The following is a 15,543-nucleotide window of genomic DNA, read 5'->3' as shown; positions in this document are numbered from 1 at the left end:
CTCGGCAACTGCACCTTTGCTTGCCGGTGTGCCGAGCAGACAACCCCGGCAGAAACGACAGGCTCCCACAGGACACTAGTTAGTGGTGCCTAGAGGGTGACGTGCGGCCTCTATTCTGAATTGCGTCGGTGGTAAACTGCATCCTGTGGCTGTATCACATCTGATACAGCTGACACTATCACCCCGTCAGGAATGGATACGTACCGTATGACTACCTCTGAACCGGCTCAGCCGCACAAGCATGACGGCGACCGTGGCGCATCCGGAGTATCCGGGGGAACAACACACCAACCTGCTCGACTTAGCGCCCACGAGATCGCGCGCGCGCTGGGGTTGAATCCGCCCACCGATGAACAGGTTCGCATCATTGAGTCGCCGCTTGAACCGCGGCTTGTGATCGCTGGCGCGGGCTCGGGAAAGACCGCGACGATGGTCGATCGTGTGGTGTGGCTTGTGGCCAATAAAATCGTGCGCGCCGATGAAGTTCTGGGCGTTACCTTTACCCGCAAGGCCGCAGGAGAGCTGCGCGATCGCATGCGCACCCGCCTAAATATTCTGCGCGAACGTAACCTGATTGAGCTGAGCGAAGAAGAACTTCTTGCAGGCTCTTCCGAGCCCACCGTCTCTACCTACCACTCATACGCGAATAATCTTGTCAAAGAATACGGTCTGCGCCTGGGCGTTGAGCAGGATGCACAAATGCTTGGCGATGCTCAAGCCTGGCAGCTCGCCGCGCAGATCGTGCAGTACTGGGACGGCGACCTACCCGCCGCCAGCTCAGCCTCGGGAGTCGCCTCAAAAAGTACGATCGTGCAGAGCCTTTTGCAGCTGTCGGGGGAGTGCGCCGAACATCTGGTAAGCCCGCAGCAGGTTATCGAATTTTGTTCCGCACACCTGGCGGCGTACGAATCACTCAGTTCGCCCGGTCCCAGTGCCAACGCGAAAAAGGTCATAGAGAGGCTGAAAGCCAAAATTATTTTGGCGAAGCTTGTGCAGCGGTATGCGCGAGTGAAAGCGCGTATGCAGGTGCTCGATTACGGCGACTTGATCGCGTTGGCGGCGCGGATCGCCCGTGAGGTGCCAGCCGCCGCACAGTTGGAGCGGGAACGCTATAAAGTTGTGCTTCTTGACGAATTTCAGGATACATCGCACGCCCAACTGCGACTCTTCGCCGATTTATATGGCGCTAGCGACGGGCATGATGGGCGTCCCGGTCAGCCTGAGCATCCGGTAATGGCGGTGGGGGACCCGAAACAGTCTATTTACGGGTTCCGCGGTGCCTCCGACGGTCAGCTGTTTAGTTTTTATCAATACTTCCCAACACGCGATGAAACGCCTCTTTATTTGACAGTTGCGTGGCGTAATGACGTCGCTATTTTGGATGCCGCAAACCTGATCGCCGCTAAACTCAAGAATATTCCCGATTGGGTGCGTGCCCCTGCTCCGCCTCACGTGCCCGATCTGCGGCCTCGCTCGGTGATCCTCAATCCCGATGAATCAGGTTACCGCGCTATGCTCGGTTCAGTGCAGTTGGCACGCTACGGGTCCGAGACCGAGGAAGCACAGGGCATTGCCGAACGTATCGTGCAGGAACGCGCCCGCTACGCCGATACTCCGGCGCAGATGCCCACGATGGCGGTGCTTACCCGTACCCGGGCGCAGATGGAACCCATTCGCCAGGCTTGTGAGAGCCTGGGTGTTCCCGTGCAGGTGGTTGGTTTGGGTGGGCTTCTGGAACGCCCCGAAATTATTGATATGGTCTCGATGCTGCGGGTCTTAGCAGACCCGAACCGTTCAGACGCCCTGATGCGTCTGCTCGCTGGCGCACGTTGGCGGCTGGGCACAGCGGATCTGCTTGCGCTAGGGGATTGGTCGAATTACCTAACGACCACGCGCGAGAAAAATATGGGACGAACCTTTGGCGAGCAGCCCTCTGAGGAGACGAGCGGAGATGTACCTTCGAGCCCTCAAACTGATACCGATGCCAATCTGCGTTCCGCCCACGAAGAATTTGAGCGGGCTCGTAAAAACGCTGTGGAAGACCTCGCCGAATACGGTTCGCTTATTGAAGCGATCGAGCATCTTCCCGCAGCAGATGAGGCCGGTAACCCTATCTACCCTGCGGATTACCCCGAATCCCGGCGCCGTCTGAGCGTTGAAGGTTTGCGCCGTCTGCACGCTTTCACCGCCGAGGTTGAGTATCTGCGTCAGTTCACCACCGAGGATATTGGCACCCTGCTCTATGAGATTGAGCGTGTGATGCTCCTGGATATCGAGCTTGCCGCCCGCCCCGGCGGGGACGCCTACGGATCGCGCGCGCATCTGGATGCTTTTCATGAGGTCGCCGCAAGTTACGCTGCGAGTTCACCGCGCATCAACGCGATGCTCTATGCTGGCGCAGACGGAACCGAGGTCGATGAGGACGCCCCCACCGCCCGGCGGTTTGTGCTCTCTGCCAACGGTATTAGCTATCTGCTGGGTTTTCTCTCCTGGCTGGAACAGGCCCAAAACCACGAGCGGGGGCTAACCCCCGCCGAAGAGGAACCCCGGCGCGATGCGGTGCAAATCCTTACGATGCACGCGTCGAAAGGTCTGGAATGGGATCACGTGTATCTGCCACGCATGTGCGATAAATATCCCACTCGCCCACACACCTGGCACCGCCTGGAACCTGGAAGCCTGCCCTGGCCTCTACGAGGTGACCGCGACTATCTGCCGTCCGCTTTGGAACGGGCTGAAGAGGTGAGCGCCCTAGAGAACTATAAAGAGCTCAATGCGCGTCTTGAAGACGGCGAAGATATGGCGAATGACTATGTGGGCTTTGAGGGACGGAGGCTGGTTTATGTGGCCATGACCCGCGCCCGCTCGCTGCTGCACATCAGTAATTGCCGATGGGTGGGCCCGAACGTAAACCCCTATCAGCCCGAGCCCTATTGGAACGAGCTGGTGCAATTCGCGCAGGGCGATGCTGAGGAACCTTACGAAGGTATTCAGGTGGCACCCTGGCTTTACCCGAGCTATCTGGGCACCGGTTTTTACACCTCTGGGTGGGCGATTGAGCATCGTGACGCCAGCATTGAGGTACTTTTTGGGCGCTGCTTGTGGCTTGAGAATTACAGTATTCCCCAGGGCATACGCCTAGAAAATGGTACGTCTGTACCGGTTATTCCCGCTCCTAATGACCCCGAAGATACGGCGGCTTCTCAGTGCTATACAAGCGAGGTCTATGAGCAGATCGCGCGTGCGCTTGTGCATGACGGTGGAAACCCGATCACAAATGCCGAGGTACTGAATCTGCCTGAGGTGCACCGGGTGAAGCAGGCGCTGATGGGCGGCGTGCAGGAGCCCGGCCTGCCCGATCCGCAGGAGTCCAAAGGGGCATACGATGAAAATCTGGAACAGCTCAAAAAGCGTTACGGGCTGGATGCGGTCGAGAATTTCCACTACGCCCGCGAACCTTTAGCGCAGCTTGCGGAAGGGAAACGTGGCCCTGAGCAGCCGGGGGTTCGACCGCAGATTGTGCACCGTTTCTTGGAACCGGCGGCGTGGGTGAAAGATAACCCGCAGCAGGGCTCCGTGCTGACCGCCGACTGGCCTTTTGACCCCTTTGACGGCGCTCAGGTGATCCGCTGGGCATCCGAGAAAGACCTCGCCGAACGCACCGAGAATCGTGACATTATTGCGGTACCCGGTCAGCGGCGTGCACGGGTGGAGCGTGCCGCTCTTAACGTGGCACGCGGGTCGTTAAGCCTTGACGATCTCGATAAACTTGCCAACCCTACCGAAGCGGAATCTCAGCAGATTCAAGATTGGGAGCATGAGGTCGATCTGCTTCTTGCCTTGGCACAGCGCGCCGTTACCCCAGCGGTTCCTGCGAAACCCGAGCATATGTCGGCATCCACCCTCATTGCTTTGTCGGAGGATAAAGAGACGGTTCTGAGTCGCCTGGTGCGTCCGGTACCGATGCAGCCATCTGCGGCGGCGCGGCAGGGTACACTTTTCCACGCCTGGGTTGAGGAGTACTTCGGGGACGAACCTATGCTCGATATACAGGACGAACTTTATAGCGATGATGATCTTGACGGCAGTTTCGACCTTGATAAACTGCGCGCGACATTTCTTGAGAGTGAATGGGCTTCCCGTACCATATGGCGCGCCGAATATCCGGTAGAAACTCACGTGGCGGGCGTGAACATCCGCGGGCGTATTGATGCGGTCTTCCGCCGCACCGAACAGATCACTAACGCCGACGGCACCCTCCAGGAGCAGGAACACTGGGATCTCGTGGACTGGAAAACCGGGCGTAAACCCTCCGCACACGCGATGCGGCATAAACGCATCCAGCTGGCATTGTATCGGCTTGCCTTCGCTAAGATACAGGGGATAGACCCTGAACGTGTGCACGCGGCGTTCTACTATGTTGGCTCTGACCAGACCGTGTGGGACACCGATATTGCCGGTGGTCTGCAGAACGAACAGCAGCTTGAACGCATTATCTCCCGTGCCGGATGGGGCGAAGAACTTCCGGGGCGGCCGCGGTAGCCTGGCCCATGCATCATGGTAGAGGTAGATAGCGCAACCGGAACATATCCTTTAGTCGCAACGGAATAAAGGCTGAGACGCCACCTTGATGGGTGGCGTCTCAGCCTTTAAACCTATCGTTTTCTACTCTAGTCTTCGTCGTCAATAACCTGCGGAATATCTTCTTCCTCTTCTTGCCCGAGTAACCCACCGGTCGCGCGCAGACCATCCTGCACATCCAAAAGCATGGCAACGGCATGCTGCACAATATCGTCATCGCCGATCTCAGCACCGTGCGCCAACCACTGAGCAATCGCAAATTCCGCATAGAAGTGCGCCCGCTGAATCAAATGCTCATCCGGTTCGGGGCGCATCTGCCGCTGGTAAGCATCCAATACACTGTCAGTAAAACCCTGATCGGAACAAGAGAACAGCCACGCAAAATCTTGGGCAGGATCTCCCACCTGAACATCAGACCAACCGGTCACCTCAACAATCTTCGCGCCATCAAGCACCAAGTTATCGGAGTTCATGTCACCATGGATCACGTGAGTCTGGAACTGCCATGTGGAACCGGGGGAGAGCACCGAACGCCAATGTGCTAACAGATCCGCAGGAATCTTGCCGGTTTGCGCCACACGCTCAAGCTCAACACTGCGGCGGCGGCGAATCTCCTCAGAATTATACGAGGGCAGACCCGCCTCAAACACCAGATCGTGCGGCATCGTGTGCAGAGTCGCCAAAATTTTACCGAGAGAAACGGCCAGGTCCTCTTGACCATCTGCCATATGCCCGTTCTGCGCCGCAAGATCATCAACCTCATAAGAGGTACCGGGAATATGCGTGTAAATGAAAACGCTGCCGTCCTGATAAGGCACAGTACCCACCACAGTCGGCACCTGGAAAGGCAGGCGAGCACGCAGACCGGGGGTAAAAGACTGAAGAATAAGGTGCTCCGCCTCAAGCCGCATGCTGGCATCGGGGCGACGAGGAGCACGTACACGCCAGCGACGATTGGTCGAATCCACAATAATAGCTGAGTCAAAATCGGCGGTGTCGTCAAGAACGGCGGATGCGCCCACAGGGTAAATTCCCGGCACACCCGCTGACACAATGGCGGCAAGCTGAAGAGGCGTTAAAGTCACCCTCTTAGGGTATCAAATGAGTCCTCATGAGGTTCGGCACGTTCGCCCCTCGCACACATTCTCGCGTGCGATCCCTTGAAAACTCGGGTCACGCAGCAATAAACACGGAATAAAGATACTCCTACCTTGGGCTTGATTATACTAACCGCCGCAGACAGACCCCATCTAAGGTAAAGGTACAATAGTAACCAGCGTCTGAACACCCGCAGAGCACCAGGAGAGGGGCGTTATGCCAGCACAGGGCGCCGGAGCATCCAAACAGCAAGCTCTCTTCGGCATACCCGCCCAAAAATCGTCCCCGGCTCACCCCCGGACCCCACAGGCACCGGCACGACCGGTCCCTTCACCAGCCGCTCCGCAACAAAATCACGCTGCGCCCCAGCTTTCCCCCGAAGACATCCTCGCGGGTCTCGACGAAGACCAACGCCGGGTCGCCTCCGAACTCAACGGCGCGATGCGCGTACTCGCAGGCGCCGGAACCGGCAAAACCCGCGCTATCACCCACCGCATCGCCTACGGAATCGCCTGCGGAAAATACGTTCCCCAACGCGTTATGGCTCTCACCTTCACCACCCGCGCGGCAGAAGAAATGCGCCTTCGACTGCGATCCCTCGGCGCCGTAGGAGTCCAAACCCGAACCTTTCACTCCGCAGCGCTGCGCCAACTCAGGTATTTTTGGCCCAGCGCTATCGGCGGTTCATTCCCCGATATCGTCAAACATAAAGCCGGTTTAATCACCGAAGCCGCCCAGCGTCTACGCATGAGCGTCGACCGGGCACTTGTACGCGACATTGCGGCAGAAATCGAGTGGGCAAAAGTCAGCCTGTTCACCCCCGACACCCTCACGCCGCACCTGCACCAGCGCAACCTGCCCTCCGGAATAACCCCGCAGAACATGGTGCGGCTCTTCCGCGCCTACGAAGATCTCAAAGACGAAAGGAACCTCATCGACTTTGAGGACGTTCTGCTTCTGACCGTCGGCATTATCGAAGATGACGATGCGCTCGCTGCCACCATCCGCGAACAATACCGACATTTCGTGGTAGACGAATATCAGGATGTCTCACCCCTCCAACAGCGCCTTCTCGACGCCTGGCTGGGGGAGCGCGATGATTTATGCGTCGTGGGCGATGCCTCGCAGACCATATACTCGTTTACCGGCGCCACCAGTCGGCACCTCCTGGAATTTCCGCGACGGTACCGGGGCGCACACACAGTACGGCTCACCCGAGACTACCGCTCGCACAGCCAAGTGGTCGAACTGGCAAACCGACTCCTAGCGGCACGGCGTCCACGCCCAGACTCCACCGAATTCTCCTGGGCACCCCCGCTCAAACTCATTTCCCAGCGCGGACCGGGAGCCGAAAGCCAATGGTTCGGATATACGGATGACGAACGTGAAGCCGAAGGCATTGCCGAAAAAATCCAGGATCTCCTTGAAAAAGACGGAGTTCTGCCATCAGAAATTGCGGTGCTTTTCCGCACTAACGGGCAGTCCGGGCTTCTGGAGGCGGCGCTCGCCGATCGCGGTATTCCGTATCAGTTACGCGGAGCTGAGCAATTCTTCGATCGTCCCGAGATCAAGCAAGCGATGCTTGCCCTGCGAGCGTCGGCAAAATCAACGGACGGTTCCGAGAACGTGCCCCGTTATGTGCGTGAAGTGCTGGAACCTTTGGGATACACCGAAAAAGCGCCCCAGTCCGCTGGAGCTGTACGCCAAAAATGGGAGTCTCTTGCCGCGATCGTCTCAATGGTTGATCATCTGGAAGCTATCCGCATCGAAGACATCGCTCAAGCGGAGGCCGCAGGGGCTCCGGTTCCGCATCGGCTTACCGTACACGATGTCGTTGCAACGCTTGCGCACCGACTTGCTACCCAGGACGCTCCCGTCATGGAAGGCGTCACGTTAGCCTCTTTGCACTCTGCGAAGGGCTTGGAATGGGATGCGGTCTTTCTCTGCGGTTTAAACGAGGGACTTATGCCCATTACCTTCGCTCAAACCTCCGACGAAATTGATGAAGAACGCCGCCTGCTTTATGTGGGGATTACACGTGCCCGCAAATACCTGTGGTTCACATGGTCGGATTCACGGACCGCCGGTGGGCGGGGAAAACGCCGTCGTTCCCGCTTCCTGGATGATATTGACCCGTCCCGTCAATCCGCCCGACACAGCTAAATACCTGCGCACTCGCGGAGAGTTACATTCATAAGACACCGTACCTAACGCTCAGATAGGGCAACATATGATGGCACGACAGAAAGTCCGACAGCACCACGAAGTTATTCCGGCGACCGCATCCACCCCGGAAATCCTGGTGGTGCGTTCGTCTCGCCGCCGCAGAACCGTCAGCGCCCAACCGCAGGAAGATGGAAGTATTCGCCTGTTGGTACCCGGGGCGAGTACGGATGCGCAAATTCGCGAATATCTGGAAAACCTGATTCCCCGCGTGCAAAGGAAACAGCGGGAGACTTCTCGGCGGCGCCGCATTTTTGCGTCTGATGATTACTTGACGGAGCGTGCTCGTGCTCTGGCTGCAAGGTATCTGTCCGAGCTCGTGCCCGAGAAATTTCCCAATTCTATCCGTTGGGTCTCGAACCAGCGTAAACGGTGGGGATCCGCCACACCGACTCAGGGCACCATCCGTATTTCCGATGATCTTCAGGGAGCCCCCGAATACGTGGTTGACTCCGTGGTCTACCACGAACTTTGTCACTTCGTGGAACTTCACCATAACGCCCGTTTTCGCACTCTAGAAGCCCGGTTCCCTGACCTTGATAAGGCACGGGCATTCTTGGCGGGTATGGAATTTATACGCGCGCAAGCCACCAACTAAGAACCGCGATGATCCACAACAAATGTGGGTCCCGAAGGCAGAAAACCTTCGGAACCCACAGAGCATTTCATCGGCTGGTATCACGCATGAGATGCGGTGCGTATCCCCCAATCGCCCACAGCGTCTAATGCATGATTACGAAGCGTGGTGCGTGTTATGTATTAGGTTCGTCGCCGGTGGAAGATTCACCGCCGTCGGACTCGCCTTCATCAAAACCACCGTCCAGAAGTTTCTGCAGCTCGGTGTCAAAGTCAATATCCTCAACCTTGAACTCATTTTGGCGTGCTTCATAGGCATCGGGGTCTTCAAGCTCAGCGGCGGTCGGCAGAGTCTCCGGCGCTGCCCACAGTTCATCGCGGGCCTCATATCCGTGCTTCTCCTCATAGGTGCGCCAAAAATTCTGTGCCTCACGCACCAAGCGAGGGCGAATCTCCAAGCCGACCAGAGTCTCGAACACGCGCTCGGTCGGGCCGCCTTCGATACGGCGACGTACCAGAGTTTCCGCCAGCTGCGGGGCTGTAGGCAGGTTTTGGGTTGCCTGCTCAGCTACCAACGATACCCAGCCCTCTACTAGGGCAAGAATAGCTTCCAGACGCTCAACTGCAAGTTCTTGGTCTTCGGTGCGCTGCGGGTTGAACAAGCCGCCGTCGAAGGCATCCTGTACGGCCTCGGGGTTGCTCAAATCTACCTGGGATGCGGCATCCTGAATACGATTCATATCCACACGGATACCACGAGCATAACGGCTTACCAGCTCCAAAATATCTTCACGCAGCCACGGGTTTGTGCGGTGCAGACGAATCAGCGCTGCCTCACGCACCGCCAGGTACAGCAGAATTTCCTGCGCGGGCACTTCAATATCTTCAGCAAGCTGAGTGTAACCGGCGGGCAAAAGTGCACTGCGCCCTGGCGCGAGGGGGAATCCAATATCGGTAGAAGAATATACCTCACCGGCAAGCTCGGTCAGCGCCTGCGCCATCTGAGCCCCAAAAATCATGGAACCAATATTGTTCAAGAATCCGGTGCCGCCCAAAAGTTGAGCCAGCTCTTCGGGAACATCTTCGGTGGAGGGGAGCACCATCGCCTGAGTTACCTCAGCCGCTACGGGTTGTACCATATCACGCCAAGATTCGAAGGAAGAATCGAGCCATTCAGCCTTGGACCAGGCCTCAACAGGAATATTGTGACGCTCAAAAATGGTGACGCTGTCTAACCACAGATCGGCGAGGTTAGAGGCATCGCGCGTGGCCGCCCTCAAGGACTCGGTGATGGCAGGATCCTCCCCAGTGGTCGCTAAGAGCTGACGAGCCTGGTCTTTCACACCCTGCCAGTTAATCCCGTTTTCACTAGCCCCAGCAGTAAACATTGATTGCACCTGCGCAAAAATACCCTGGAGCATAGAGGGATCAAAAGACATACCCATAGCGTTCATATCTTCAGGGTTTATATTTCCGTTCAGAAAAGCAAACGGGTTATCCGCTGTGCCGTTGCCGTTCTGCTCGGCGTTAGGATCAAAGCCCTGTTCCTGCATTTTTTTCAGGAACTCCTCAAGGGGATCTCGGTCATTTGAATTATCGTTGGTGGGGTTCTCAGCCATGTCACATACCTTTCAGTATTGAGGGCGGGCACAGTCTGCCCCTACCCGTCTAGTAAAGGGTACCTGGTAAACCTGTGAGTTTGCCGTGATTTCGCGGTATTCGCTCTAGGCACAGCCCATCTTATGACCTTGGCGGCGTACAATGCTGACGCCGCGGTGTACCCCGGCTCATCATGTGGTGTTCCCAACAAAAATATCGGGTACTCTAAGAAGCATGGCTAAGCGTGCATTTTTCTTGAGAAAGTCCCATCAGCAGAGCGATGAATCTCCTCCACTATCAGAACGACGTCCCCTGAATCTGCGCTTTCTAACTGCTTCCGCAACCTGTTTGCTGATGCTCGGTGCTTTTGTGCTGCCCAGCTCATATAGCAAAGAAGGGCCCGGACCTCTCTTCGATATTCTCGGGCAGTACCAGGATCAAGATATTATCCAGATCAACGGCACGCAAACCTATCCCACCACTGGGAAGTTGAATATGACCACGGTATCTGTCTCCGGCGGACCCTACACCGTTCTCCCCGGAGCGGATGCGTTCTACAGTTGGCTGGCTGCGGACGGCAACCGTTACCTTGTGGTTCCCTCCGAAATTACTTATCCGCACGTTACCCACCAGCAAGCTAACCAAGTCAGCAGCGCACAAATGGCGGATTCTCAAACCCAGGCGAAAGTTGCTGCGGCGCGTTACCTTAAACTGCCGGTGACCGAGAAGATCAGCGTTCTCCAAACCGCCTCCGGATCACCCGCTGAGGGGCAGGTGCAGGGTGGGGACCACATCCTCAAAGTGGGGGATAAACAGATCAATACTCTCAAAGATGTCACCGAAACTGTGCAGGCTTCAGAAGGACGTCCCGTCACCTTCGAAATCAGCCGGAATGGCGAGAACAAGAACGTTACTCTCACGCCGCGGCGTGACGATAAATCGGGACGCTGGCTTGTTGGAATTGTGCTTAAACAGGACTTTGATCTTCCCTTTGAGGCAACCTACAACCTTGACGGTGTTGGCGGCCCCAGCGCGGGTCTCATGCTCACCCTTGGTACCATCGATAAGCTCACCGAGCAAAGCCTGCTTGCCCCCGAAGGCGCAGGAAACGAAGATTCAGCCCGAAGCTATATAGCCGGCACCGGCACCATAGATGCCAATGGTAAAGTCGGTGCCATCGGCGGCATTAAATATAAGATTATCGCTTCCGGACGCCACGGTGCCCACTACTTTTTGGCACCGCGCGAAAACTGTGGCGATCTTCAAGAAATCCGCAGAACTGACCCCGATGTTTTCAAATACTATCGTGGGGAAACACCGGCAGGTGATATGCAGGTAATCCCGGTCGATAACGTTGATGAGGCCGTGGATGCCCTCACCAAGATTAAGAACGGAGCCGCCCCCGAGCAGTTCCCCACCTGCGGGTAAAAGGTTTTCGGCAATCTAGGCGTGCACGTCGGGTGATGGGTAAACATACGGTAATTCTCCGCGTGTTTGCCCACGCTCCTGTCCGTGTCAGAGTGCCACATTTGAGATAATGTTTATTAACTATGTTCCAGCCACCAACGAAGTGAGGAATCCGTGACGGCATCTGATAACGAACATCAACCTCCTCAGCCTCCCCGTCGCGCGGGAGCAGACCAGAAAAAGAAAAAGCGGCGCTATCCGGGTCCTTTGGGTATTACCATCGCGGTGGTCATAGTCTTGATTATGGCGTTTGTGTATGCCACACAGGTGTATACGGATTGGCTATGGTTCAATCAGCTTGGTTTTGGCAGCGTCTTCACCACCGAAATCTTGCTTCAGAGCTCTATCTTTGTGGTAACCGCGCTCGTCGTAGCGGTACCGTTCTGGGCTTCGATGTCTTATGCCATCAAACATGCTGACCACGATGATTCTCAGGCGAAGAAAGACGCCAAAAACGCGGATAAATCTGAGGAACAGGCTCGTCACGAGACCTCTAAAGCTGGTCCGCATGAGCGCCATACGACCACCGAGCATGAGCATACGGAAGCCGAAGACCTTCTGCGTGACATGTTTGGCGGGCGTGATTTCACCGATAGTATGGCGCGGTACCGTCGGGGGATGGAGCGCATCCGCAAGATTCTCTTGGTGATTCTTCCAATTGCTTTAGGGTTCTTTATTGGGAGTGCCGGAATTAGCCAGTGGCAAACCGTGGCGCTTTTCTTGAACCGTCAGGACTTCGGCGTTCAAGACCCCGAATTTGGGTTGGATGTTGGATTCTTCGTTTTCACTCTTCCGTTCCTCAATCTGGTGGTTAATCTTTTGACCGCTGTTATCGTGCTCTGCGCTATTGGCGGTGCTATTATGCACTACTTCTACGGTGGTATTAAGGTTCGCCCAGGCGGTGTAGGAACTTCCGCCGCGTTCCGCCGTCATGCTGCGGTTTTGGCATGCGCCTTCCTTCTGGTGCGCGGTGCTGCGTTCTGGCTGGAACGGTACACCGCAGTTCAGCAGCAGTCGGGGCGCTGGGCCGGTGCTATGTACACCGATACGAACGCTATTATTCCCGTACGTTCTATTTTGGCGATTTCCGCAGTTCTGGTGGCTGTGTTGTTCTTGGCTACGGCTTCCGCGCATCGTTGGCGTTTGCCTCTAGTGGGAACCGCGATGCTGGTGGTTGTAGCTCTCGTCGCTGGCGGGCTGTACCCCTGGATCGTACAGCGTTTCCAGGTTGTGCCGAATGAACAGGCTGCACAGTCGCAGTTTATCCAACGCAATATCGACGCAACACGGTACGCCTACGGTCTCGATAAGGTAGAGACTACTCCCTATGACGCCACGATCGATACTCGTCAAGGCGCTTTGGGGAACTCTAGTGAGACTATTGCGAACATCCGTCTTTTGGACCCGAACGTGGTAAGCTCAGCATTCGCGCAGATGCAGCAGTTCCGTCCATACTATCGGTTCGACTCGAATCTCTCGGTGGACCGCTATTCCGTAGACAATAAGACTCAGGACACGGTGATTGCCGCCCGTGAGCTGAATCCTTCCCAGACTTCGGATGATTCCTGGTATAACCGCCACGTGGTGTACACTCACGGGTACGGCGTGATTGCAGCTTACGGTAACCAGGTTGACGGTGCGGGTAACCCCAAGTTCATGCAGTCCGGTATCAAGGCGAATGGCGTTATTTCTGAAAACTATGAGCCTCGTATTTACTTCGGTATGAGCTCTCCGCAGTATTCCATTGTGGGCGGCAGCGGTGATCAGCTGGAGCTCGACCGTCCGCAGTCCGCCGATGAAACGAATTCTTCGGATGCAAAATACACATTCAACGGCAACGGTGGTCCCCGGTTGGATTCCACGCTGAACCGTCTCTCTTATGCGATTAAGTTCCAGTCATCCGATATTTTGCTTTCGGATGCGGTTCGTGATGGTTCGCAGATCCTGTACGAACGTAACCCGGTAGATCGCGTTCAGAAGGCTGCGCCGTATTTGAAGGTGGATTCCAAAGCGTACCCCGCTATTATCAATAATCGGGTGCAGTGGATTGTGGATGCTTATACGACCACAAACCAGTTCCCATATGCGCAGGGTGTAAGCCAGGAGAATAATCAGAATCCGCGCACGAATTCGATGAACTACATTCGCAACTCGGTGAAAGCCACCGTGGATGCCTACGACGGTTCGGTCACCCTTTATGCATGGGATGAAAATGATCCTATTTTGAAGGCATGGCAGGGCGTATTCCCCGGAACCGTGAAGAGCTATAAAGAGATGAGCGCCGAGCTTCTTAACCATGTGCGCTACCCCTCGGATATGTTTACTATTCAGCGCTCGATGCTGAATAAGTATCATGTGACGAACTCGAACAGCCTCTACGCGGGCGATGACGTCTGGTCGATTCCAAACGACCCTACGAATGATAGCGGTCGCCAGATTCCGCCTTATTACCTCTCGCTCCAGATGCCTGGGGATAGGAAGGCTCATTTCTCGCTTACGTCGACCTTTATTCCTCAGCAGAGTGATTCAAACTCGCGTAACGTGATGTACGGATTCCTCGCTGCAAATGGTGACGCCGGTACCGGCAAGGACGGCGAACGCAGCGCGGATTACGGTAAGCTGCGACTGCTCGAACTGCCGCGTTCATCGGTGGTTCCGGGACCTGGCCAGGCGCAGAATATCTTCAACTCTGATGCTGAGGTCTCGAACCAGCTGAACCTCCTGCGGCGCGGGTCCTCCGAGGTCATTAACGGCAATATGCTTACTCTGCCGGTGGCGGGCGGCATTCTGTATGTTCAGCCGGTCTACGTGCAGTCTAGCGGCGATGCACGGTATCCGCGTTTGCAGCGAGTTTTGGTCAGCTTCGGCGACAAGGTTGGGTTTGCCCCCACGCTGGAAGAAGCACTCAACCAGGTCTTCAACGGTTCTTCCGGTGCCAAGATGGATGCTCAGTCGGGACCGTCAGGAGCCGGCACTGAAGGCAATGGGGAGAAGACGTCTGGATCTTCGTCCAGCTCTTCTGGAGCCTCTGGCTCAGACCAGTCCGCTAGCCTGAAACAGCATCTGGCGGATGCATCCAAGGCTATGCAGGATTCGGATGCCGCTCTCAAGAAGGGCGATTGGGCAGCATATGGTGAGGCCCAGAAGCGTCTGAACGATTCTCTGCAGAAGGCTATTGAAGCGGAAAATAAACAACAGCAGGATCAGAAACAGGGCGGCGATCAGCAGGGAAGTGAGCAACAGCCGAGCGGTTCATCCTCAGCATCGCAGAGTCCTTCTGGGGAATCTACCTCTAAATAAGATGTAGCATTGCGGTCTGACGGTCATAGCGGGGCGTCATCACATCCGGGTGGCGCCCCGCTTCGTCATCTCAAATCATTGATTCGGGCCGTCTACGAGAGCAGTCAAGGGCGTTCAGACATCCAGCTTTGGGATTTTCTGTGGTGTTTATCTCAGCAGATAGCTTCAAGTTGAGATGTTGCAGAGCGGTATGTATAGTTGTATGAGTCGCCGCGGGGTGGAGCAGTTCGGTAGCTCGCCGGGCTCATAACCCGGAGGTCGCAGGTTCAAATCCTGCCCCCGCAACGGAATACTCCCGAAGTCATAACTATGACTTCGGGAGTTTTTTCACATCATTGATTCAATGTGCTGTGCCTAGCTATAGCTGTAACTACCAGAAGAAACGTGCAAACTAAACAGAATAGGATAATCCTATATCTGGGTTTGTCTAAAACGTAGGCGGATGCTGTTTAAAGGTAAAGCTGATACTCTGCTTTCTTTAATCGCATAAGGTAAACATGCCGAGGTTATTTATTAATAAATGGTTATATATGTCGCGGGTGAATCGCTAAATATTTTGAATCATCGTAGAGTAGCTACTAAGCGATAAATTCCCGCCACTTTCACTCAGGGCTTACTCTGAGGTTCCGCCGTTGGAAACCTGAAATACATAAGCCAGTAGGAGTGTGTACGGGCGAATCGTGTTTCCGTATTTTATTC

At 55.7% G+C, this 15,543-nt stretch carries 7 protein-coding genes and 1 tRNA gene; 6 read left to right on the top strand and 2 right to left on the bottom strand.

The genetic code is table 11. The features are described from left to right. The first annotated feature begins 207 nt into the window (after window positions 1–207). Entirely contained in the window at window positions 208–4,542 is a 4,335-nt protein-coding gene (locus tag HMPREF3164_RS08445; protein WP_246822655.1) for an ATP-dependent DNA helicase, read from the top strand. Between the two features lie 128 nt (window positions 4,543–4,670). Here the strand turns inward: HMPREF3164_RS08445 and HMPREF3164_RS08440 are convergent, their stop codons facing one another. After that, entirely contained in the window at window positions 4,671–5,666 is a 996-nt protein-coding gene (locus tag HMPREF3164_RS08440; protein ID WP_070450422.1) for a macrolide 2'-phosphotransferase, read from the bottom strand. Between the two features lie 229 nt (window positions 5,667–5,895). On the opposite strand from HMPREF3164_RS08440, the gene HMPREF3164_RS08435 reads away from it, so the two are divergent. Continuing rightward, window positions 5,896–7,842, top strand: coding sequence for an ATP-dependent helicase (locus tag HMPREF3164_RS08435; protein WP_070450419.1), 1,947 nt, complete (start codon window positions 5,896–5,898; stop codon window positions 7,840–7,842). Window positions 7,843–7,909: 67 nt separating this feature from the next. After that, window positions 7,910–8,500, top strand: a complete 591-nt coding sequence (locus tag HMPREF3164_RS08430; protein ID WP_070450416.1) for a M48 metallopeptidase family protein — start codon at window positions 7,910–7,912, stop codon at window positions 8,498–8,500. Between the two features lie 154 nt (window positions 8,501–8,654). On the opposite strand, the gene HMPREF3164_RS08425 is transcribed toward HMPREF3164_RS08430, so the two are convergent. Next, window positions 8,655–10,097 (bottom strand): zinc-dependent metalloprotease, encoded by a 1,443-nt coding sequence (locus tag HMPREF3164_RS08425; RefSeq protein WP_048752951.1) that lies wholly within the window; start codon window positions 10,095–10,097, stop codon window positions 8,655–8,657. 214 nt (window positions 10,098–10,311) lie between these two features. Here HMPREF3164_RS08425 and HMPREF3164_RS08420 point away from each other — a divergent pair, with 214 nt between their 5' ends. The 3 genes from HMPREF3164_RS08420 to HMPREF3164_RS08410 all read left to right on the top strand — a co-directional run bounded on the left by HMPREF3164_RS08420 (window position 10,312) and on the right by HMPREF3164_RS08410 (window position 15,129). Further along, window positions 10,312–11,505 (top strand): YlbL family protein, encoded by a 1,194-nt coding sequence (locus HMPREF3164_RS08420; RefSeq protein WP_070450413.1) that lies wholly within the window; start codon window positions 10,312–10,314, stop codon window positions 11,503–11,505. 153 nt (window positions 11,506–11,658) lie between these two features. Continuing rightward, complete coding sequence (locus HMPREF3164_RS08415; RefSeq protein ID WP_070450410.1) at window positions 11,659–14,844, top strand: UPF0182 family membrane protein; 3,186 nt, start codon at window positions 11,659–11,661, stop codon at window positions 14,842–14,844. 211 nt (window positions 14,845–15,055) lie between these two features. Then, window positions 15,056–15,129 (top strand) — tRNA-Met (locus HMPREF3164_RS08410). Window positions 15,130–15,543 lie beyond the last annotated feature (414 nt).

Source organism: Rothia sp. HMSC08A08 (assembly GCF_001808385.1).
Lineage (GTDB): Bacteria > Actinomycetota > Actinomycetes > Actinomycetales > Micrococcaceae > Rothia > Rothia dentocariosa.
The sequence above is the reverse complement of the archived record's forward strand: the minus strand, read 5'-3'. Positions and strand labels throughout refer to the sequence as shown.

What these genes read in the sequence shown, in the direction of transcription:
- HMPREF3164_RS08435 (WP_070450419.1), top strand. Translation starts at nt 5,896, where the DNA reads ATGCCAGCACAGGGCGCCGGAGCATCCAAACAGCAAGCTCTCTTCGGC.
- HMPREF3164_RS08445 (WP_246822655.1), top strand. Translation starts at nt 208, where the DNA reads ATGACTACCTCTGAACCGGCTCAGCCGCACAAGCATGACGGCGACCGT.
- HMPREF3164_RS08425 (WP_048752951.1), bottom strand. Translation starts at nt 10,097, where the DNA reads ATGGCTGAGAACCCCACCAACGATAATTCAAATGACCGAGATCCCCTT.
- HMPREF3164_RS08420 (WP_070450413.1), top strand. Translation starts at nt 10,312, where the DNA reads ATGGCTAAGCGTGCATTTTTCTTGAGAAAGTCCCATCAGCAGAGCGAT.
- HMPREF3164_RS08430 (WP_070450416.1), top strand. Translation starts at nt 7,910, where the DNA reads ATGATGGCACGACAGAAAGTCCGACAGCACCACGAAGTTATTCCGGCG.